A 21,504-nucleotide genomic window follows, 5' to 3' on the forward strand; every position below is an offset into this window, starting at 1 on the left:
GAGACAAGGTGACAGACGACACCAGGGCACTGGAACAACGTGTGGCGGCAATGCTCGCTGAAATCTCACCGGTCGGCCGGGCCACCGGTGGCGGATGGTCACGTTTCGCGTGGACGGACGAGGACCGGGTTCTGCGGGAATGGTTCACCGCGAAAAGCCGTGAACTCGGTCTCACGGTCGACGTCGACAGGGCCGGGAACATCTGGTCCTGGTGGGGAGGACGCCCCACCCCCGACCGGCCCGGTGTCACGACCGGCTCCCATCTCGACTCCGTCCCCGGAGGAGGGGAGTTCGACGGCCCCCTCGGCGTCGTCAGTGCGCTGGCGGCCGTCGAGCTGCTGCAGGACGGGGGAGTCGTGCCGGAACACCCGGTGGGAGTCGTCGTGTTCAGCGACGAGGAAGGTGCACGGTTCGGGATAGCCTGCTTCGGTTCGCGGGTCCTGACCGGAAGTCTGTCCGCCGAGGAGGCGCTGTCGCGCCGGGATGCCGCAGGAACCACCCTGTCCGAGGCCCTGCGGGCCGAAGGTGTGGACCCGGAAGACTACGGTGCGGACCCGGACCTGGTCTCCGTGATCGGGGCGCACATCGAACTCCATGTCGAGCAGGGGGTCGCTCTCGGCGACCTGGACGCCCCTGTCGGGGTCGCCAGTCACATCTGGCCCCACGGGCGCTGGGAGGTGACCGTCGCCGGTGAGGCCAACCATGCAGGCACCACCCCCATGGACCGGCGGTCCGACGCGATGGTCAGGGCGTCGGAGTTCGTCCTGGCGGTGAGGGACTCCGCGGTCGTGCATGACGCCAGTGCCACCGTCGGGCGTCTCCGGGTCGAACCCAACGGTGTCAACGTCATTCCGTCGCGTGTCACGGCCTCGCTGGATGTGCGGGCGCCGGGTGAGGACGCCGTGGAGGCGGTCCTTGACGATGTCGCCGACTTCGCCCCCGTCAGACAGTCCTGGACCCCCGGGACCTGGTTCGACTCCCGGCTGCGGGAGGTGGTGGCCGAGGGCGCCGCGGAGGCCACCGGACAGGAGCTGCCCGTGGTCGGAACCGGCGCCGGCCATGACGCCGGCGTCCTCCAGAACCACGGTGTGCCGGTGTCCATGCTCTTCGTCCGGAACGGTACGGGAGCGTCCCACACCCCGGCCGAACATGCCGAACTGTCTGACTGCGCTCTCGGGGTCAAGGCTCTCGCCGGTGCCCTGGTCAGCGTGGACCGGTGGCTGACCACCGTCCAGGCTGACACCGTGCAGGGGGTGTCCCGTGGCTGAAAACGCCACCGCCGCCACCGCCGCCATCACGGCGGCTGCAACTCCGACCGCTACCGGCTACTGGATGCGACGGGCCTGGCTGCCCGACGGTGTAGCTGAACGCGTACGGGTCGAGGTCCTCGACGGGACAGTCGCCTCGGTGGTCGCCGACGTCGACCCCCGCAGCGGTGACACGGTGCTGGACGGAACCGTCCTGCCCGGTGCAGCCAACTGCCACTCCCACGCCTTCCACCGTGCCCTCCGGGGAGCGGGAGCCCCCGGGGACACCTTCTGGGGTTGGCGGAAGACGATGTACCGCATCGCCTCGCGGCTTGACCCGGACAGCTACCTCCGGCTCGCCCGCAGCCTCTACGCGGAGATGCTCGCCGCCGGGTACACCTCCGTCGCCGAGTTCCACTACGTCCACCACCAGCCCGACGGCACCCCCTACCAGGACCCCAACATCATGGGCCTGGCACTGAAGCAGGCGGCCCGGGAGGTGGGGATAAGACTGACCCTGCTGGACACCTGCTACCTTTCCTCGGGATTCGGCGCGGCACCGGAAGGAGTGCAGAACCGGTTCTCCGACGGTGACGCAGCCGGCTGGGCGGAGAGGATCAACCCGATTCCGGACGACGACATGTTCAGACTGGGTGCGGCCGTCCACTCGGTGCGTGCCGTCCCCCGGGAACAGTTGGCGACAGTCTCCGACTGGGCCCGGCAGCGGGACACGGTCCTGCACGTCCACCTGTCGGAACAGGAGGCGGAGAACGAGGCATGCCTGCAGCACACCGGGCTGACCCCGACCGGCCTGCTCCGGGAGGCAGGGGCCTGGACGCCGAAATCGGTTGCCGTGCACGCCGTGCACCTGACCGACGACGATGTCCGGATCCTGGCGGACGACGGGGCCACAGTGTGCGTGTGCCCGTCGACGGAGGCAGATCTGTCCGACGGTATAGCACCGGTGCTGCGGCTGGCAGATGCCGGCGTACCGATGTGCATCGGCTCCGACGAGAACGTGCTCATCGACCCCTTCCGTGAGGTCAGGAGCGCAGAGATGCACGAACGCCTGCGCAGCAGGCGCAGGGAGAACCTCGCCCCCCGAGATCTTGTCGCCATGCTCTCCGGGGCCGGTCAACCCGCAGCCGGATGGCCCGAAGCAGGAAGGATCGCCGTCGGTTCCCTCGCGGACTGGGTGGAGGTGGACGACAGTTCTCTGCAGTTGACGGGAGTGCTGCCGGACAGGATTCCGCAGACCGCCACCGCAGCGCAGGTACGCCGGGTCTTCGTCGGCGGAGACCTCGTCGCCGAAGACGGCGTGGTCCCCGGGGTGGAGGACCCCTGCGACGGACTGGATTCCATCATCGGAAAGCTGAGGAGCTGACTGTGACAACAACGGGGACAACAACCGGGACAACAACCGGGACAACAACCGGGACCACGACGCTGATCACGGGCATATCGGAACTCGTCACGAACGACGGGCCGGACTGGGACCTCGGCGTCATCCCCGGTGCCGCCGTGCTGGTCGAGGACGGCACCGTCACCTGGACCGGAACCGCCGCCACCGCACCGGACGCCGAACGGACCGTGGACGTGGGCGGCAGAGCCGTCATTCCGGGGTTCGTCGACAGCCACAGCCACATCGTCTTCGCCGGGGACCGCAGCGCGGAGTTCACGGCACGGATGGCGGGCGCGGCCTACGACGGCGGAGGAATCGCCTCCACCGTCGCGGCGACGAGGTCAGCCACGGACGATGCCCTGCGGGAACGGGCGCGGCGTCTCGTCGGTGAGGCCCGGGCACAGGGAACGACCCTGCTCGAGGTGAAGAGCGGCTACGGACTGGACACGACCCAGGAGAAGCGTCTGCTGGGAATCGCACACGAGATGACCGGGGAAGTCACCTTCCTCGGGGGTCATGTTGTCCCGGCAGAGTACCGGCACGACCCCGACGCCTATGTCCACCTGGTCGCAGGAGCCATGACTCAGGCGTGTGCCCCCTCGGCGAAATGGGGTGACGTCTTCTGCGAGCCCCACTCTCCCGTCGCCTTCGACGAGGACCAGTCCCGGGAGATCCTGGAAAGCGCCCGGAACCACGGCCTCGGACTGAGGGTGCACGGTGCACAGCTGGGCCCGGGGCCCGGCCCGCGCCTGGCGGTGGAACTCGGGGCGGCGTCCGTCGACCATGCGACCTTCCTCACCGACGCGGACATCGACCTGCTGTCACAGGCGGCAGGCTCCGGTGGACCGGTCGTGACCTTCCTGCCGGTGGTGGAGTTCTCCACCAGACAGCCCTACCCCGACGCACGCAGGGTCATCGACGCCGGAATCACCGTGGCCGTGGCCACGGACTGCAACCCGGGAACCTGCTACTCGAACTCGATGTCCATGGCCATGGCCATCGCCGTCCGGGAGATGGGGATGACCCCGGACGAGGCACTCTGGGCCGCCACGGCCGGCGGTGCACGCGCACTGCGCCGGGCCGACGTGGGAAAGATCGCGCCGGGCAGCCGTGCCGACCTTGCCGTGGTGGACGCCCCGAGCAGGGACCACATCGTCTACCGGGCAGGAGTTCCCCTGGTCAGAGCACTCGACATATAGCGATCCCGGACACCGGGACACACCCCCAGGCAGTACAAGACAAAGATTGGAACGGGACATGACAAACTCCACCGCGACCGCCGCCTACACCGCACCGCTGATCACGGAACTGCCCGAGATGCCGGACTTCGAACCCGGCATCCGACGGGCCCCCTCGCGCGGATTCCGGCTCACACCGTCTCAGACCGAGACGGCACTGAAGAACGCACTGCGCTACATCGACCCGTCACTGCACGACCAGATCATCCCGGAGTTCCTCGAGGAGCTCACCACCTACGGGCGCATCTACGGCTACCGTTTCCGTCCGGCCGGTCGGATCTGGGGCCGGCCGGTGGACCAGTACCCGGGAGCCACGCTGGAAGGCAGGGCCTTCCAGGTGATGATCGACAACAACCTCGACTTCGCGGTGGCGCTGTACCCCTATGAACTGGTCACCTACGGAGAGACCGGATCGGTGTGCCAGAACTGGATGCAGTACCGGCTGATCAGGCACTACCTCGGCGTCCTGACCCGGGAACAGACGCTGGTGATGGAATCGGGGCACCCCCTCGGACTGTTCCCCTCCCGTCCGGACGCTCCCCGCGTGATCATCACCAACTCGCTGATGGTCGGCGAGTTCGACAACCCGAAGGACTGGGAGATCGCCGAGGAGATGGGGGTGGCGAACTACGGACAGATGACCGCCGGAGGGTGGATGTACATCGGTCCGCAGGGAATCGTCCACGGCACCTACAACACCCTCCTCAACGCGGGGAGGCTGTTCCTCGGAATTCCTGAGCAGGATGATCTCCGCGGACGGCTGTTCGTGTCCTCCGGTCTCGGAGGGATGAGCGGTGCGCAGCCCAAGGCGATGAAGCTCGCCGGCGGGGTCGGCGTCATCGCGGAAGTCGACCCCTCGCGTATCCAGACCCGTCTGGACCAGGGATGGGTGGACGTCAGTTCCCCGGACCTCGACAAGGTCTTCTCCGTGGCGAAGGACAACCTGGACTCCGGCACCGCCATCTCCATCGCCTACGAGGGCAATATCGTCGACCTGCTCGAGTACGCGCTGGACAGGGACATCAGGATCGACCTGCTGTCGGACCAGACCTCGTGCCATGTCCCCTACGAGGGCGGGTACTGCCCCCAGGGGCTCAGCTTCGGGGAGCGGACCAGAATGATCGCCGAGGACCCCGCAGAATTCCGGACGCTGGTCGACAGCACCCTGCGTCACCACTACCACCTCATCGACGCCCTGGTGAAGCGGGGATCGTACTTCTTCGACTACGGCAACGCCTTCCTCAAGGCGGTCTTCGACGCCGGGGAGACCTCCATCTCGAAGAACGGTGTCGACGACAAGGACGGGTTCGTCCTGCCCTCGTACGTCGAGGACATCATGGGCCCCCACCTGTTCGACTACGGTTACGGCCCGTTCCGGTGGGTGTGCCTGAGCGGGGATCCGGCGGACCTCCACACCACTGACCTGGCCGCCATGGAAGCCATCGACCCGGAACGCCGCTACCAGGACCGTGACAACTACAACTGGATCCGGGACGCCGAGGACGCGCAGCTCGTCGTCGGCACGCAGGCCCGGATCCTCTACCAGGACGCCGAGGGGAGGATCCGCATCGCCCTGAAGTTCAATGAACTGGTCCGGGAAGGAAAGGTCGGGCCGATCATGCTGGGTCGGGACCACCACGATGTCTCGGGAACGGACTCCCCGTTCCGTGAGACCTCGAACATCCGGGACGGGTCCAACGTCATGGCGGACATGTCCGTCCAGTGCTTCGCGGGCAACGCCGCCCGGGGCATGAGCCTGGTCGCCCTCCACAACGGTGGCGGAACCGGTATCGGCAAGTCGATCAACGGCGGTTTCGGCATGGTCCTCGACGGGTCGGAGCGGGTGGACCGCATCATCAGCAGTGCGATGCTGTGGGATGTCATGGGTGGTGTGGCCCGACGTGCCTGGGCGCGCAACGAGCACGCCCTCGAAGTTGTCGACCAGTTCAACCGCGACCACGGACATGACGCACATATCACCGTGCCGGCGGTGGCCGATGACGCGACGGTGCACGAGGCGGTCGCCCGGCACCTGGCCTCTCTCTGACAGGGGCCGGCCGACGGTCGTGGACCGTGGTCACGACGGTGCCGGCAGCCGCCTGTTCCCGCCCACCGTCTCCACGAGCTCCCTGAGCTGGAGACCGGTTTCGGTCAGGGACTCCCGGAGGCGGGTCGCGGCGTCCTGCCTCCTCCCGCCGGACACGAGGTCGGCTATTTCCCGGTTCACGGGGACGAACTGCCGGTGAAAATCGTGCCGGACCTTCTCCGCCTGCAGGAACACCAGCCGCATCCGGGCGAGGAGCCGGTCGGTCTCGTCGTCGAGCAACGGTGATCCGGCCGCCGCCACCACCGCACGGTGGAACCTCTGGTTCGCCAGACCTGCTGCGGAGTAGTCCTGCCGGGAGACGGCGTCCTCCGCGTCCCGGACGGCCGCATCGAGGGCGGCCGTGTCCAGGTCAGGCCCCCACCACAGGGCGGCGGGCTCGATGACGGCACGGGCACGGTACAGGTCGCTGACACTGTCGGGGGTCGGGGACGCGATGAACACTCCGCGGTTGGGGATGCGCTCGATGATGCCGTCGGCGTCGAGGAGAGCGAAACCCTCCCGGAGAGTGTTGCGGGAGACGCTGAACCGTTCGGACGTCGTCACCTCGTTGAGTTTCTCCCCGGGGAAGTACTCCCCGGCGGAGACGGCGCGACGGATCGCCGTGGCAACACTGAGAGCACGCATGGTGACAAGTGTATCGGGCTCCCCGGTACCGGGGTCGGGACAGCCGTCACCTCCGGGCGGACTCCTCCACGATGACCGCCAGCGGCTGACCCGAGGCGACGGTGTCACCGGCGTCCCGGATGATCTGCAGTGTTCCCGCCGCCGGAGCGGTGACCGCCCTCTCCATCTTCATGGCCTCGACGGTCACCACCGTCTCACCCTCGCTGACCTGCGCACCGTCGGCGACCTTCCACTCCACCACAGTGCCGGCGAAAGGGGAGGGTACCGGGGACCCCGCGCCGGGCGCACCGGTACCGACGGACCCGGCACCGACGGTCACCGCACCGGGCGCACCGGGAGCCCCGGCACCGACGGTCACCGCACCGAGCGCCCCGGCCGGAATCCCGACGCGGTGCAGCCGGCCGTCGATCTCCACGGAGATCTCCGTGCGTTCGACGTAGGCGTCCTCCACCTTGTCGCCGTTGCCCGCGCCGGCGACAGCGGAGGACGGTGACCAGCAGGTGTCCACCCAGTCGGTGTAGATGCCGAAGTTCCCGTCGGCTGCCACGAAGGCAGGCTCCCGGACGATGGAACGGTGGAACGGGAGGACCGTGCGGACGCCACTGACCCGGAACTCGTCGAGTGCCGCGCGCGCCCGCCGCAGCGCCACCTCACGGGTGGGGCCCCACACGATCAACTTGCCGAGCATTGAATCGTAGAATCCCGGGACCCGGGAGCCGGGGACAACTCCGGCGTCCACCCTGACACCCGGTCCGGTCGGCACCTCGAACCTGTCCACCGTGCCGGGACAGGGGACGAAACCGTTGGCGACATCCTCGGCGTTGATCCGGAACTCGAAGGCGTGACCGGAGGTCTCCGGGTCCGTGGCCCCGCCTGCGGCGATCCAGCTCAGGGGCTCACCGGCGGCGATGCGGAACTGTTCGGCGACGATGTCCACCCCGGAGGTCACCTCGGTGACCGGGTGCTCGACCTGGACCCGGGTGTTGACCTCCAGGAAGGAGACCGTGCCGTCATCGGCGACAATGAACTCCACTGTCCCGGCGCCGACGTACCCTGCCGCCGCGCAGATTGAACGCGCACCTTCGGTGATCTGCCGGCGCTGCCCCCCGGTCAGGAAGGGGGCGGGGGCCTCCTCGACCAGTTTCTGGAACCGGCGCTGGGTGGAGCAGTCCCGCAGACCCACCACGGAGACATGCCCGTGCCTGTCCGCGAGGACCTGGGCTTCGACGTGCCTGGGCTTCTCCAGGAACTTCTCGATGAAACACTCGGTGCGGCCGAACGCCGAGCCCGCCTCACGGCCGGCCGAGGCGAAGGCGTCCTCCACCGCACCGAGACCGTCTTCCCTGGTGACGATCTTGAGTCCGCGACCGCCGCCGCCGAAGGCCGCCTTGACGACCACCGGCAGGCCGTGCTCAGCGGCGAAGTCGCGGGCCTGTTCCCAGGAGGTCAGGGGCTCGGAGGTACCGGGGGCGAGAGGGGCCCCGACCGACTCGGCGAGCTGCCGGGCCGCCATCTTGTCGCCGAGGGTGTCGATGGTCTCCGGGTCCGGTCCGATCCAGGTGAGACCGGCCGTGGTCACGGCGCGGGCGAAGTCCGCGTTCTCCGACAGGAACCCGTAGCCGGGGTGGAGGCAGTCCGCTCCGACGCGGGCCGCGATGTCGAGCAGTGCGGGGATGTTCATGTAGGTCTGCGCCGAGGTGGACCCCGGCAGGGCGTAGGCCTCGTCGGCGACCCGGGTGTGCAGTGCCCCTACATCAGGTTCCGAGTACACCGCGACGGAGCAGATGCCCAGGTCGCGGGCCGCGCGGGCGATGCGGACGGCGATCTCCCCACGGTTGGCGATGAGTACGGTGTGCAGGGTCATGGTTTCTCCTGGGGAATTCTGTCGGTGGTGCCGGGGTCCGGGTCGACGGCTCTGAAGGTGACGGTGCTGCCGGGTGCCAGCTGGGCTGCGGCGTCGAGATCCCCGGGGACGACGGTGGCGATCACGGGGTAACCCCCGGTGACCGCATGGTCCCGCAGGAACAGCACCGGAAGCCCGTCCGGGGGGACCTGCACAGATCCGGGGACCATGCCCTCGCTGGGCAGTTCCCCGTCACGGTCGCGGACGACGGGGCGGTCTCCGGCGAGGCGGATCCCCACCCGGTTGGAGGCGGGACTGACCGTCCACCGTGTGGCGGTCAGTGCACGGACGCCTCCTGGGAACCAGTCGTCCCGGGGGCCCGGGACCACCCGCAGTACCCCGTCGGTGCGTGGTGAGGCGGCTACCGGTGCGACTGTCCCGGAGGGGCGCCCGGCGTGGACGAGGTCGCCGGGCGTCAGGGGCGCGGGGCCGAGTCCGGAGAGCAGGTCCGTGGACGCGGATCCGAGGACCGGTGCGGTGACCACGCCGCCGCGGACACCGACATAGCTGCGCAGCCCCCGTGTCGCCGGCCCCACGGTGAGCTGTGTGCCGGGTGTCAGCAGGACAGGGGTTCCCTGCGGCACCGGTCGGCCCGGGTGTGTCGTGCCGGGCCGGCGGTGCACGCTCACAGGTGCCTCCGCCCCGGTGACCACGACCACTGTGTCGACCAGGGCGGTGAGTGCCAGCCCGCCGATGTTCTCCAGGACGGCGGCGTCGCGTGCATTGCCGACAGCATCGTTCGCGGCCCGGGGTGTCACCGGCCGGTAGCGGACCAGGTCACCGGGGGAGAGCAGGGCGGGGTGGGCGGACGCGGCGTCCCAGAACGGAGTGGTGGTCGTCCCGATCAGCTGCCAGCCGCCCGGGGAGGTGCGGGGGTAGACCGCGGAGAATTCCCCGGCCAGGGCCACCGATCCGGCGGGGACGGTTGTCCGGGGGGACCGGTGCCGCGGAATCTCCGGCAGTCGGGGGTCCCCCTGCGGCACGCAGTAGGTGAAACCCGGGGCGAAGCCGCCGAACGCGGCGACCCACGTCGTCGAGGAGTGCAGGTCGACCAGCGCCGCGGTACTCATCCCGAGACCGGTGGCGAGGCCATCGAGGTCCTCCCCGTCGTAGACGACGTCGACGGTGACTTCACGGGGGTCGGGCAGGGTCGTGCGCCCGGGTGTGAACCCGGGGAGGATGTGTCGCGCCGAGGCCGCGTGGGTAGGGGAGCTGAAGCGGACGAGGACGGTGCCTGCGGCGGCGCCGACCTCGGTCTGGCCGGGCAGGGGGTCGGCGCTGAGCGCGGCGTGCCACGCCATCGCGGTCGCCAGGTCGGGCAGGTCCACGAGCAGTGCGAGAGTGCCGACGCGGTGGACGGGGACGGACTGCGGGGTCGGGGCGGTCACAGGAAGCTCCGGACGGTGATGCCGTCGCGTGCGAGTTCTTCGACGATGCTGCGCGCCAGTGCCACCGAGCCGGGGGAGTCACCGTGGACGCAGACGGATTCGGCGTCCACCCTGATGACCGTGCCGTCGACTGCGGTGACGGTACCGGTGGTGGCGACCTGGCGTACGCGGTCGGCGACGAAGGAGGGGTCGGGGACGACGGCGTCCGGCCGGTCACGGGAGACGAGGGTGCCGTCGGGGTTGTAGTTGCGGTCGGCGAAGGCCTCGCGGATGACGCGGAGGCCCTTCTTCCCGGCGATGTCGGCGGCCACTGCGCCGGGCAGGAGCATGACGGGGATGTCCGCGGAGAAGGCGTGGACGCCGTCGATGACTGCGCGGGCCTGTTCTGTGTCGTGGACGATGGTGTTGTACAGGGCGCCGTGGGGTTTGACGTACCGCACCCGGGTGCCGTACCGGCGGGCGAGGGCGTCGAGTGCCCCGATCTGGTAGAGGACTTCGTCGGCGAGGCGGGAGGGGTCGATGTCGATGAAGGTACGGCCGAAGTTCTCCGGGTCCCGGTAGCCGATGTGTGCCCCGACGGTGACGCCGCGTCGCGCGGCCGCCTCCACCGTCCCGGCGATCGAGTGCGGGTCGCCGGCATGGAATCCGGTGGCGATGTTCGCGCTGCTGACCAGTCCGATCATGGCGGCGTCGTCGGCGACGGGAACGCCACGGTATGTTTCGCCGAGGTCTGCGTTGAGGTCGATTGCTGTCATCGGGTTGTCTCCTGCGGGACGCCGCATCGTCGGATTGTTGAACAATCCAGAGTCTAGTCCACGGCCCGGAAGATCACCACAGGAACACGGGACGCGCCCCTGGCTCCCCCCAACGGTCCCTGCGCCCCCGGCTACAGTTCCAGCAGTCTCCGCCTCGTCGCCTCGACCTCGTCGACCCGGCCGACCAGTCCCTCGAGCTTCCGCCACCGCCCGGCGGGGACGGCGCCGTCCGCGGCGTCGATGACCGCACGGTCTTTCGTCCCCCACGCCACCGGCATCGGGGAGATCTCCTCCCAGTGGTTCCGGTTGCGGGTGGTGCGCATCCCTGTCACGGCCATCGACGGCACGTGCTCACCGACGACCCGCCGGATGCCCGGGACCGAGGTCACCGTCCGCACCGCAAGGGCCGGGGTGGAGGGCTCACCGGTGCCGTCGACGGCCGTGTCCACCAGGGCGAGCAGCACCACGTCGCGGGGGTTCACCTTCGCCACGACCGCGGGGACGAGGTCGTAACGGTCGTAGTAGGACTGCGGTGAGCCCAGCTGCCGCGGCAGCACAGGCACCATCACGAGACACAGCAGGGCCATGATCCCGCAGGCCACACCGACAGTGACCGTCAGACCGGTGCCGACCAGCACCAGGACAACCGTGGCGACAAGGAACAGGAGACCCAGGATCCCCGCCGACCACTGGAAGCGCCGGGCGTCCCGGAAGAACTCGTTGTGGGTGCGGGCGAAGCTCTCGTCGACGGTGAAATTGAACTCGGTCACGGTGATCCCCTACAGGTCTACAGAATCTATGATGCGGTAGCCGTACCCCTGCTCCGCAAGGAACCGCTGGCGGTGCGCCGCATACTCCGCGTCCAGTGTGTCACGGGTGACCACCGAGTAGAAGAACGCCGCACCCCCGTCCGGCTTCGGCCGCAGGATACGGCCCAGACGCTGCGCCTCCTCCTGCCGTGACCCGAAGGTGCCGGACACCTGGACGGCGACCGATGCACCCGGAAGGTCGATGGAGAAGTTCGCGACCTTCGAGACGATGAGGACGCCGACCTCCCCCGCACGGAAGGCGTCGAAGAGCTCCTCGCGTCGCCGGTTCGGTGTCTTGCCGTCGATGACCGGGGCGTCCAGCTCCTCCCCGAGTTCCTCGAGCTGGTCGATGTACGCGCCGATGACCAGGGCAGGTTCGCCCGCGTGCTTCTCCAGGATCCTCTTGACGACCGGGGTCTTCACCGGGGAACAGGCGGCCAGCCGGTACTTCTCGTTCTGCTCTGCGGTCGCGTAGACCATGCGCTCACTGTCACCGAGCTGCACGCGCACCTCGGTACAGTCCGCGGGCGCGATGAACCCCTGGGCCTCAATGTCCTTCCACGGGGCGTCATAACGTTTCGGCCCGATGAGGCTGAAGACGTCGTCCTCGCGTCCGTCCTCACGCACCAGGGTGGCGGTGAGCCCCAGCCTGCGACGCGACTGGAGGTCACTGGTCATCCGGAAGACCGGGGCGGGCAGCAGGTGGACCTCGTCGTAGATGATCAGTCCCCAGTCACGGGAGTCGAACAGCTCCAGAGCACGGAACTCGCCCTTCGTCCTGCGTGTGACGACCTGGTAGGTGGCGATCGTGACGGGACGGATCTCCTTTCTCTCCCCGGAGTACTCGCCGATCTCGTCGGCGGTGAGGGTGGTCCGGCGGATGAGCTCGTCACGCCACTGGCGTCCTGCCACGGTGTTGGTCACGAGAATCAGGGTGGTGGTCTGCGACTTCGCCATCGCCGCAGCCCCCACCATGGTCTTACCGGCACCGCAGGGCAGAACGACGACGCCGGACCCGCCGGACCAGAAGGAGTCCGCGGCCATCTCCTGGTAGTCCCTCAGCTCCCACGGTTCAGTCTCCGTGGACAGTGCGATCGGGTGGGCCTCCCCGTCGACGTACCCGGCGAGGTCCTCGGCGGGCCAACCGACCTTGATCAGTTCCTGTTTGATCCGGCCCCGCTCGGACGGGTGCACGACGACGGTGTCCGCGTCGAGCTGCTCACCGAGCATGGGGCTGATCTTCCGGTGCCTCCGGATCTCGGCGAGCACCGCCGGGTCCTTCGACTCCAGTACCAGCCCGTGGGCGGGGTCCGTGGCCAGGGTCAGCCGACCGTAACGGTCCATCGTCTCCGCGATGTCGATGAGCAGCGGCTGCGGTACCGGGAATCGCGAATAGGTCTCCAGGACATGGACCACCTGTTCGGCATCATGCCCGGCGGCCCGTGCATTCCACAGGGCCAGCGGAGTGATGCGGTAGGTGTGGACATGTTCGGGTGCGCGTTCGAGCTCCGCGAACGGGGCCAGGGCGTTGCGCGCCTCGGCTGCCGCCGGATGGTCGATCTCGAGCAGGACTGTCTTGTCGGACTGGACGATCAGTGGTCCGTCGCCGAGTGGCACGGGAACTCCTAACAACGGGGACTGTGGTGGCAGGCGGCGGTGGCGGGCGGTGGGGCCCGCGGCGGTGCCGGCCGGGACGGGTCTGCTGCTGCAGACCGCAACCGGACCAGTCTAGTCCGGATCCGGCTCCTGCAGCAGACGGTGCTCAGCCCACGGGAACTCCGACCCAGGAGATGCGGTGCGGGCGGATTCCCAGTGACGTTCCCCCGGACTCCGTCACCCCGACGATCTTCACCGGGCTCATCGTCACCACCGAGATCCACTCCCGGACCGCAGAGCCGTCGGCGTCGACATAGCTGATCTCCACCCGGGTGCCCCGGTCGTAGGCGGTGCGCAGGGCGTCCATGATCGCCCTCGGCTCGCGGACCGTCTCGACCCCCGGAACTGTCCCCGAGCCGTCCGGATCGTCGGGACGCGTCTCCTGTGAGCGACGCAGGGTCTCGACCGCCGCTTCCAGCTGGCCTGCGACGTCGTCCCGGGTGACCACGGGCGGGTCCGGGTCAGGAACCAGGGACAGGACCGGTCCGTGGGCGACGGCACCGGAATCGCCTTCGACTTTCACCCTGGCGCCCGAGGCGTCCAGTGCGTCGACGACGACCGAGAGCTGTGACCGGCTGACCGCCACAGTCGGCGCGATCCGGCGCAGCCCGGCGCGGTCCGCCTCCGCGTCGGTGAGCTGCCCCAGGACGAGATCCATCATGGCCGCGTCCGGTGCCGTGAGCACGGTCGAGGCCGTCCCCGCTGTCACGGATCCGGTGTCCCGGAAGGTGTCCGAGATGAGGTAGTCGAGGCCCTGGGGGATCTCCGCGGCCATTCCGGACAGGAACCCCCGGACGCTCTCCGCGGACTCCCCGTAGGACGCCGCCCTCTTCAGTGATCCGGTGGAGATCCGCCACACGCTCGCCATGCCGGTGGACTCGACGTCCGCGATACGGCGCAGCATGGATTCGGTCGGGGCATCGAGCAGCCCCGGCGCCAGGACTGTGAGGTCTGCCTGGATGAGCAGGGTGTGCACCGGATCGGGCAGTACACGGGCCAGTGCCTCCGTCAGGGCGTCGACAGGGTCGGCGGAGGCGGGACCCGGGCCGGGATCCGCGTCAAGCGCGGTGGCGAGTGCGGTGGCGGCACCGGTGGGACTGCCGTCGACCCGGAGACCGAGCTCCTCCGCCTCACCGAGCACGGCGTCCAGGGCGTCGACTCCGGTACGGGCGGCGAGGGAGGGGCGCAGCTGCCACAGCTTCTCCGCGGCGTCCGTCCCACCGTCGAGCACGGTCACCAGCTCGGCGGTGATCCGGCGCAGGGCGGTGATCCGCGGGCTGTCCAGGGAGTCCTCGAGCAGGTGGGCACCGGTCGTCGCCGCCTCCCACTGGGCGTGGGGGCTGGACGACCAGCCGTACAGCAGCAGTGCCCAGCGACGGGCGGTGTCCGCGGACAGGAACTCCGCCCCCCGGTCGGTCACCCCCCAGACGTCGCCGTCAGGACCGGCCGCGTCCACCTCGGGAGCTGGCACGGGCAGACCCCGGGAGACCAGGTCCGCGTGCCTGCACAGCAGCAGCGTGCCCGTGACCTCCCCGACGGTGGCCCCGGTGCTGCGGGAGACCCGGGTGAGTTCCCGGACGCCGACCCCTCCCGCGGTCAGCGGACGCAGCGGTGCAGTCGCCAGATCGGTGAGCAGGTCCGTCACCCGACGCAGGGTCTCCACCGCGCGTGCCGCCCCGGCACTGTCGACAGCGCCGGTGACCGGAACCGGGACGGCGACGGTGAAGTCGCCGCCGGGCGCGGGGACGATCCGGCCTGAGATGAAGGCACCCACCCGGGGCGACAGTCGCGCCGTCCCGGCGTCGATGCGGTCCAGCAGGCCGGCGGCGATCATGCGCGCCAGCGGCCGTTCCGGATCGTCGAGACTGGTGGAGTGTCCGATACCGCCGGCCGACGACAGGGTGTCGAGGAGCCGCCGCTGTCGTTCCGGGAGCTTTCCGAGGACGTCGGGCATGTCCCGGGTCGGAACGGGGCAACGGTAGCCGTCGACCAGGGCCCACGGAATGTCGGTGGCGGGGCCGAACAGTGACCGGAGGTTGCCGGGCACCGCCACAGGGAAGGTCTCGGCGTCGCCTGCCCCGTCGACACGCAGTCCCGGCCCGTAGGCCAGTGCGAGGTGTGCCAGGGAGGTCAGCAGCCCGGGGAGTTCCTCTGCGGGCAGGCGTCGGTGCTCCGGTGTTCCGGCCGTGTCGAAGAGCCCGGTGAGTGCGGACCGGAGCTCGTCGCGGTCCACCGGACGGTGGGTGGCACCGGCCCGGACCAGGGCATGGAGAACCGCCAGGTGGGCCGCGTCGAGCTGTCGCAGCGCCCCGACGTCGGTCACCGTCGGCAAGGGCGCGGTGCCACGGGCGGATCCGGCTGTCCCGGAACCCGCTGACGGCATGAACGGGCTGTGGAAGGCACGCAGGCGCCAGAACAGGTCCACGAGGGTGGAGTCACCGTGGTCGGCCAGCCACTCACCGTACGTCGGGAACGGGGGAGTGGTGGAGGGATCCGTCCTGGAATCGTTGTCGGGCATGATTCCGTCGATTTTACCCGGACGGGTGCCGGGGGTGGGGTCGCGCCCGTCCGGGGTCTTCAGGTATTGCACGCCCGGTCAGGTGTGGAATGATGGGTCACATGGCTGATGTTGAGAAGAAGCACTACGTTGATCCGGGCTGGCCGAAGGACGTCCCGGAGGGTCGTCACGCCGTCAGCGAACTCATCGCAGGGGACGCCGGTGCCCTGAGCCCCTACGGTGACATCGATCTCCCGGTTCCCGCGGAAACCCTGCCCTATGTCCACCCGTTCACCGTGATCAACCGCGCGAAGTAGTCTCTGCGCGGTCCCGGTGACCGATGCACGGCGAAGGCCCCGCAGAACAGCTGTTCTGCGGGGCCTTCGCCGTGGACGGGGCAGGTGTCGGTGACCCGGCCCCGGTAGCTTCCGGTGTGCCGTGTCAGAACCTCAGGGCACCGGCGGCGGCGGTGATGCCGTCGACCGCCTGGCCCAGCTTCTCGGTCCCGGCACGGTAGGCACCGTCGAGTTCCTCGCGGTGCTCGTTGTAGGCGTCGGTGATCTGCTGGGGGACCGGGTAGCCGGCGGCCTCGAACAGTGCCGAGATCTGCGCGAACACGGTGTCGAGGGCGTAGACGTCCTCGGTCTCCTCGATGACGGCGACGTCGGCGGCGACGGCCTGCGGCTGTGCCGGGGTCGCGGCGGGGGCCGTACGGGGGGNNNNCCTCTTCGTCGGCCGCGTCAGGGGTGTATAAGGGACGGGTACGGGGGGTCGCGGGGGAGTTCAGGCCCAGCTTGGAGGAGCAGGCGGGCCATGCCCCCCAACCCTGGGAGGCGAGGACGCGCTCGGCGACCACGATCTGCTCTTCACGGCTGGCGAGGTCGGCGCGCGGGGCAAACTCTCCGCCGTTGAAGCCGTTCCAGGTGGAGCCGGAGAACTGGAGTCCGCCGTAGTAGCCGTTGCCGGTGTTGATGTGCCAGTCTCCGCCGGACTCACACTGTGCCAGGCGGTCCCAGTCGGAGTCGGGCGCGGCGGTGGCGGCCGGGGCGAGGGCTGCGCCGAGGCCGGCGACAGCGATGCCGGCGACGGCGAGTCGCTTGGTCGAGGTGAAGCGGGTGCTGGTCTTGTGGCGTCCCATAGAGGTTGTCCGTTCCTTCCGGTCTGACGGTGGGGCGGGGCCGGTGACCGGTCCGCCACTGTCCGTCGTTCTCCGTCGTTGTCTCTGTCTGCAAGCGGGGACGTCCCCGCTCGGTTCGGTGGACAGCGTAACGTCCGGTCACGTTTTAGTCACGCTACGTGAGGTCGTCCGGGGCCGGGACCCGGTGTCGGACAGTGGTCTGACCGGAGGCGCTGGTGGAGGTTGCGGGGCGGGAAGAAGGACGGAGTTCCTGCTCAGCGGCCCCGTTATCAATCCGTGTCTGTGTCGTTATGCAATTGTGATGCTGTGGATTGAGTGAGATAGTGATCTTGGTCACATACCTGGCAGCGTGGGACTAGCGGGACAACTGGGGCAGTTGTGATTCGGAGGGGTCCGGTTGATAAAGTCATCGGTTCCCCGTGCACCCGGCGACGCCGGATGCAGACCACAGGAAAGGACACGGAGAAGACATGCCGACCGGCAAGGTGAAATGGTTCGACGCCGACAAAGGCTACGGATTCGTGACAAACCCCGGCCAGGAGGACGTCTACGTGGGACGTCAGGTGCTCCCCGAGGGAGTCACCGAACTCGTCCAGGGGCAACGCATCGAATACGACCTGGCCACCGGCCTGCGCGGCCGTGGTCCGGAGGCACTGCGCGTCACAGTGCTCGACCAGGGGCCCCGCCGCGCAGCGCACAGGTACCCGCCCGAGAAACTCCACGGACTGGTCCAGGACACCGTCTCGCTGCTGGAGAACAGGATCCAGCCGGCGCTGGAGGCCGGACGACGGCCCGGGCGAAAAGAAGGCCACCAGGTGGCCGAGATCCTGCGGACAATCGCCCGCGAACTCGACGCCTGAGGCAGAAACCCCGGTGCCGCCCCGGCGATTCCCCGGTGCGCGGAGGTGACTACCGGTCGGCGGCGTCTGTGGTGCTCGTGGCGCCGGTCGCGTCTTCGGCGACATCGTCCGGAGTGAGCGACCACACCGCCGCCACAGGTTCCTCGTCGTCACCGGAGCCTTCGACGAGGAGCGTCTGGATCTCCGCGACAGCCAGCCGGGGCCGGTTGCCCTCGGCGTCCTCGGCAGGGGAGGAGCCCTGAAGGGTGAACTCCTTCTGCTCGTTGGCGGAGTAGGAGTTCTCCGTGTTCGCGGCGGGATCATCGTAGATCCGGACGAGTTTCCAGTCATGGTCGTAGATGTCCTGCGGCAGCCTGACCGTCACCTCGCCGTCGGCGGGAAGCGGAATCCTCGAGGACTGCCCGCCGCTGCAGTCGGTGTCGTCGAAGCCGCACACCGAATACGGTGCCAGTTCCATGTCGCCGTCAGCGGTGGTGACAGTGACCCGGAGGTCGGAGGGGGAGGTGTGCGCCTGCGAGGACCGGTACCTCTGGACCCCCAGGACCACCCCGGCGACAACGACGACGAGGACGACAATCCCCAGGAACGTGAGCAGCTGGCGGCGCTGTGCGGCCTTTCGCCGCTGCTTCTTCGTCTGCTTCGGGGACTCGTCCGACATGGGGCCTGCTTTCCGTCTCGGTGCTGCGGTCAGGACCGTGACCGGACACGGCCGATGAGTGATCCCACACCGATGCCGCGGGACGCCGCGATCACGTTGACGAAGAACACTGTACCGGTGGCTGCCAGTACCGACATACCCACGGTGAGCTCGGTCGGCAGCAGCAGCCCCAGAGTGCCGCCCAGGACCCAGGACAGCTGCAGTGTCGTCTCCGAGATACCGAACGCCGACGCCTGGGCGGACTGGTCGAGATTCTCCTGGATCGTGGCGTCCAGGCAGGACTTCGATATCGCGCTTCCCACGGACAGTACCGCGGTGGCCAGCGCAGCCGTGGCCGCACCGTCGACGACCGCAGCGAAGACCACCGACGCCAGAGAGACCACGCCCAGCACGATGACGGTCGACCTCGGACGGGAGAACCTCACCCGGGAACCGACCGCATTGCCGAGGAAGGTACCGACACCACCGGCCGCCCCGACGACGCCCAGGAGGGCCAGCTGCTCGGTGCCGGACAGACCGTGGGAGGACTTCGCGACGAAGGCGATGTAGATCGTCATGAACCCCGTCCCCAGCCTCTGCAGGGCGGTACCCCACATGGCTGTGCGGGTGGCGTCGGGGAAGCGGACGGACATCGACCGGCGCCACTGCCTGACCAGTGAACCGCGCGGACGATGCCCCGGCGGTGCGGGCATGTCACGTGTCACGGCTGTGGCGTCGGAGGTCCGCTCACCCCGGGGAGCGGCGATGACCTCTGTGGGGGCGAAAGGATCGGCGTACACCTCGTCCGCACTGCCCTCGGCGGCGTCCGGCATGAGAGCACACAGGTAGATTCCCGCCAGGGCACAGACCAGCAGCAGCCACAGTGCCGCCTGCGGATCCTCGACGAAGGCGACGGCCGCCGCGAGCCCGCCGGCGACCATGGAACCGCCGATGTGTCCGGTGATCGTCAGCCGGGCGTTGGCGCGCACCAGGTCGAGTCCCTCGGGCGCCAGCCGGGGGGTGACAGAGGATTTCAGGACGCCGTACGCCTTGGACAGCACCAGCATCCCGAGTGCGGCAGGGTAGAGCAGCCACGAGTGGAAGTTCTGCAGCAGCACGGCCGCGAGGATGACACGACCGGCGAAAGTCAGTGACATGGCCAGGCGACGGCCGGTGCGGATCCGGTCGAGGACCGGGCCGATCACAGGGGCGAGAACTGCGAAAGGCGCGATGGTGACCAGGAGGTACGCGGCGACAGAGCTCTTCGACTCGCCGGTGGCCGCGGAGAAGAACAGGGTGCCTGCCAGTGCGACGGCCAGGACAGCGTCCACGGCGAAGTTCGCGATCGTGGCGTACATCAGCGCGGTCAGACCGGACTCTCTGGCCCCGTCCGCGCCGAGCATTCCCCAGACTTTCGCCGCCAGACGGTGGGTGGGACCGGGACGGTCACTGCTCACCGGACGGTCACCTCGTACACGGTGTCCCAGAGCTTCCCGGTCAGAAGGTAGTGGTCCGGGGTCCCGGGTACCCGGGCGATCCCGTTGAGCACGTCCGCTCCCCGACGGTCCCGGGCGGGAAGGTCCAGGCCGGAGGTGTCGAGGACGCCGGTGACTTCGCCCGTGGCCTGGCTGATCCGCACGATCCTGTCGGACTGCCAGATGTTCGCCCACACCTCACCGTCGGAACAGTCGAGCTCGTTGAGCTGTGTCACCGGTTCACCGTCGAGTGTCACCTCGACCCGTCCGGTCTCCCCGAAGGTCTCCGGGTCTCGGAAGGTCAGCGTCGACGAACCGTCGGACATCACCAGCCGCTCGCCGTTGGTGCACAGGCCCCATCCTTCACCGGGGTACTGCACCCGGCCGGTCTCCTGCAGTGTCGCGGCGTCCCGTTTCACCGCGACCCCGTCCTTCCACGTCAGCTGCCAGACCGTGTCACCGTGCCGTGTCGATCCCTCACCGAAGAACTCCGGGTCGAGGTCGACGGACACCGTGGGTACGGGAGCCCCGGTCGGGCCGGCACCGTCGCCGACCGACACGGCGCCGGTGAGCGGGGTGCGGTAGATCCGGGAACTCCCCTCACGTCCGGTGGAGACGAGCAGGTCCCCCTCCGGCATGACCTCCAGACCCTGGACGAAGGACGTCGGGTCGGAGGGGTACTCCGCGACAACCTCCGCGGTGAGGGTCGCGGCGTCCCCCGCACCCTGTCCGGACGCCGACCCGGGCGTGTCCCCTCCACCCCCCGACGAGCATCCGGCCAGTGCCAGGACCGAAAGGACGGCAATCACGGGAGCCCCGCGGTACAAGGGCCCGGAACGGCGGGGGGAGCTGGGCGGGTACAGGACCATGGGCTCCCTGCTGCCATAATGGGGAGTGTGAGCAATCGACGACACGGGGGAAAGCGGACACATGACCGGCGGGGGGCCGGTCGCGGCGTCCTGCTCTCTGCCAGGGGAGAGGAGGGCGCCGAGGAAGCGGGCGTCGAGATCGCCGGGCCGGAAGCGGGGGGCCGTCATCTCGGTGCCACGACCGTGGGCCCGGACAGTGCGGCACACCGCTTCGAATGCCGCGAGCGTGGATACCGGGGCTGGGAGTGGATAGCTGTCATCGCCTGCGCGCCGGGGACCGAGCATGTGACGGTCAACGAGGTCTCACTCCACGCAGGAGACCACGCCCTCGCCGCACCCGCCTGGGTGCCCTACGAGGACAGGATCCGGCCGGGGGACCTGCGGCCCGGGGACCGTCTGCCCCTGAAGACCGACGACCCCCGCGTGACAGACCCCGACGACCCTGCCGGTACTGCCGGTTCTGCCGGTTCTGCCGACGGTGTCCCCCGTAACCCGGGCGCCCGTCGCAGTCTCACGCGGGCAGGTTGGGAGGCGGCGGTGCGGCGCTGGACCACCGGCGAGGACGCCCCGGACCCGGAGTTCGCCGGTCTGGCGGAACGCTCCTGCGACAGCTGTGCCTTCTGGCTCCCCCTGCAGCGGCACGTGCGTACCGGGGCAGCAGGGTCGGGCGGTCGGGCGGGAAAGGCCGGTCGGGCGGGACAGGCCGGTATTCCTGAGGTGGGTGTGTGCGCCAACGAATTCTCCGCGGACGGCAGGGTCGTGGCATCCGACTACGGTTGCGGCGCACATTCCGAGACCCCCCGTGAAGCAGGTGAGGGCAGCGCCTCCCGGACCGCGTACGACGACGGCGGCCCCGAGAGGTACTGAAGAGGTGCTGTAGAGGTACTGAAGAGGTACTT

Annotated in this window: 18 protein-coding genes and 1 pseudogene; 7 read left to right on the top strand and 12 right to left on the bottom strand. The window is 69.2% G+C overall.

Annotation, left to right across the window (positions count from 1 at the left end; translation table 11 throughout):
* The first annotated feature begins 8 nt into the window (after nt 1-8).
* The 4 genes from E0E18_RS11980 to E0E18_RS11995 are packed head-to-tail and all read left to right on the top strand — an operon-like array spanning nt 9 to nt 5,934.
* The gene (locus E0E18_RS11980) at nt 9-1,268 is read left to right on the top strand and encodes an allantoate amidohydrolase (RefSeq protein ID WP_237559770.1); all 1,260 of its coding nucleotides are present in this window, start codon (nt 9-11) and stop codon (nt 1,266-1,268) included.
* Complete coding sequence (locus tag E0E18_RS11985) at nt 1,261-2,631, top strand: formimidoylglutamate deiminase (protein ID WP_130841011.1); 1,371 nt, start codon at nt 1,261-1,263, stop codon at nt 2,629-2,631. The genes E0E18_RS11980 and E0E18_RS11985 overlap by 8 nt, the downstream gene beginning before the upstream one ends.
* A gap of 2 nt (nt 2,632-2,633) precedes the next feature.
* Nucleotides 2,634-3,848 carry an imidazolonepropionase gene (gene hutI / locus E0E18_RS11990; RefSeq protein WP_202616741.1) on the top strand — a complete coding sequence of 405 codons (1,215 nt, stop codon included), beginning with the start codon at nt 2,634-2,636 and terminating at the stop codon, nt 3,846-3,848.
* 58 nt (nt 3,849-3,906) lie between these two features.
* Nucleotides 3,907-5,934 carry a urocanate hydratase gene (locus tag E0E18_RS11995; RefSeq protein WP_130841014.1) on the top strand — a complete coding sequence of 676 codons (2,028 nt, stop codon included), beginning with the start codon at nt 3,907-3,909 and terminating at the stop codon, nt 5,932-5,934.
* 30 nt (nt 5,935-5,964) lie between these two features.
* Here E0E18_RS11995 and E0E18_RS12000 read toward each other — a convergent pair whose 3' ends face one another.
* The 7 genes from E0E18_RS12000 to E0E18_RS12030 form a co-directional block, all read right to left on the bottom strand.
* A complete protein-coding gene (locus E0E18_RS12000; protein WP_066590079.1) occupies nt 5,965-6,618 on the bottom strand; it encodes a GntR family transcriptional regulator in 654 nt (217 codons plus the stop codon).
* A gap of 46 nt (nt 6,619-6,664) precedes the next feature.
* Entirely contained in the window at nt 6,665-8,482 is a 1,818-nt protein-coding gene (locus E0E18_RS12005; protein WP_130841016.1) for an ATP-binding protein, read from the bottom strand.
* Nucleotides 8,479-9,909 carry a carboxyltransferase domain-containing protein gene (locus tag E0E18_RS12010; protein WP_237559771.1) on the bottom strand — a complete coding sequence of 477 codons (1,431 nt, stop codon included), beginning with the start codon at nt 9,907-9,909 and terminating at the stop codon, nt 8,479-8,481. Before E0E18_RS12010 ends, E0E18_RS12005 begins: the two co-directional genes overlap by 4 nt.
* The gene (locus tag E0E18_RS12015) at nt 9,906-10,664 is read right to left on the bottom strand and encodes a LamB/YcsF family protein (protein WP_066590082.1); all 759 of its coding nucleotides are present in this window, start codon (nt 10,662-10,664) and stop codon (nt 9,906-9,908) included. Before E0E18_RS12015 ends, E0E18_RS12010 begins: the two co-directional genes overlap by 4 nt.
* Nucleotides 10,665-10,795: 131 nt before the next feature.
* A complete protein-coding gene (locus tag E0E18_RS12020; RefSeq protein WP_066590083.1) occupies nt 10,796-11,434 on the bottom strand; it encodes a DUF3239 domain-containing protein in 639 nt (212 codons plus the stop codon).
* Nucleotides 11,435-11,443: 9 nt separating this feature from the next.
* Entirely contained in the window at nt 11,444-13,090 is a 1,647-nt protein-coding gene (locus E0E18_RS12025; protein WP_130841019.1) for a DNA repair helicase XPB, read from the bottom strand.
* Nucleotides 13,091-13,235: 145 nt separating this feature from the next.
* Nucleotides 13,236-15,647 (bottom strand): helicase-associated domain-containing protein, encoded by a 2,412-nt coding sequence (locus E0E18_RS12030; protein WP_130841021.1) that lies wholly within the window; start codon nt 15,645-15,647, stop codon nt 13,236-13,238.
* A 101-nt stretch (nt 15,648-15,748) separates the two neighbouring features.
* Here E0E18_RS12030 and E0E18_RS12035 point away from each other — a divergent pair, with 101 nt between their 5' ends.
* Nucleotides 15,749-15,943 carry a hypothetical protein gene (locus E0E18_RS12035; protein WP_066590205.1) on the top strand — a complete coding sequence of 65 codons (195 nt, stop codon included), beginning with the start codon at nt 15,749-15,751 and terminating at the stop codon, nt 15,941-15,943.
* Nucleotides 15,944-16,067: 124 nt separating this feature from the next.
* On the opposite strand, the gene E0E18_RS14525 is transcribed toward E0E18_RS12035, so the two are convergent.
* Together E0E18_RS14525 and E0E18_RS14530 are read right to left on the bottom strand one after the other, a co-directional pair.
* Nucleotides 16,068-16,370: a resuscitation-promoting factor Rpf1 domain-containing protein gene (locus E0E18_RS14525; RefSeq protein WP_237559819.1), complete on the bottom strand. Its 303-nt coding sequence runs from the start codon at nt 16,368-16,370 to the stop codon at nt 16,068-16,070.
* A gap of 118 nt (nt 16,371-16,488) precedes the next feature.
* Nucleotides 16,489-16,764: pseudogene (locus E0E18_RS14530) on the bottom strand (transglycosylase family protein); the annotation flags it as partial.
* Nucleotides 16,765-17,234: 470 nt separating this feature from the next.
* Here E0E18_RS14530 and E0E18_RS12045 point away from each other — a divergent pair.
* Nucleotides 17,235-17,624: a cold-shock protein gene (locus tag E0E18_RS12045; protein ID WP_066590088.1), complete on the top strand. Its 390-nt coding sequence runs from the start codon at nt 17,235-17,237 to the stop codon at nt 17,622-17,624.
* A gap of 49 nt (nt 17,625-17,673) precedes the next feature.
* Here the strand turns inward: E0E18_RS12045 and E0E18_RS12050 are convergent, their stop codons facing one another.
* The 3 genes from E0E18_RS12050 to E0E18_RS12060 are packed head-to-tail and all read right to left on the bottom strand — an operon-like array spanning nt 17,674 to nt 20,545.
* On the bottom strand, nt 17,674-18,282 hold the full coding sequence (locus tag E0E18_RS12050; protein ID WP_130841025.1) for a DUF2771 domain-containing protein: 609 nt from the start codon (nt 18,280-18,282) through the stop codon (nt 17,674-17,676).
* 29 nt (nt 18,283-18,311) lie between these two features.
* The gene (locus E0E18_RS12055) at nt 18,312-19,718 is read right to left on the bottom strand and encodes an MFS transporter (RefSeq protein ID WP_227871027.1); all 1,407 of its coding nucleotides are present in this window, start codon (nt 19,716-19,718) and stop codon (nt 18,312-18,314) included.
* Nucleotides 19,715-20,545, bottom strand: coding sequence for a glutaminyl-peptide cyclotransferase (locus tag E0E18_RS12060; RefSeq protein WP_237559772.1), 831 nt, complete (start codon nt 20,543-20,545; stop codon nt 19,715-19,717). Before E0E18_RS12060 ends, E0E18_RS12055 begins: the two co-directional genes overlap by 4 nt.
* Before the next feature lie 87 nt (nt 20,546-20,632).
* On the opposite strand from E0E18_RS12060, the gene E0E18_RS12065 reads away from it, so the two are divergent.
* Nucleotides 20,633-21,472 (top strand): DUF3027 domain-containing protein, encoded by an 840-nt coding sequence (locus E0E18_RS12065; RefSeq protein WP_161972288.1) that lies wholly within the window; start codon nt 20,633-20,635, stop codon nt 21,470-21,472.
* The last annotated feature ends 32 nt before the right edge of the window (nt 21,473-21,504 follow it).

This window comes from Corynebacterium neomassiliense, assembly GCF_900626215.1.
GTDB classification, from domain to species: Bacteria; Actinomycetota; Actinomycetes; order Mycobacteriales; family Mycobacteriaceae; genus Corynebacterium; species Corynebacterium neomassiliense.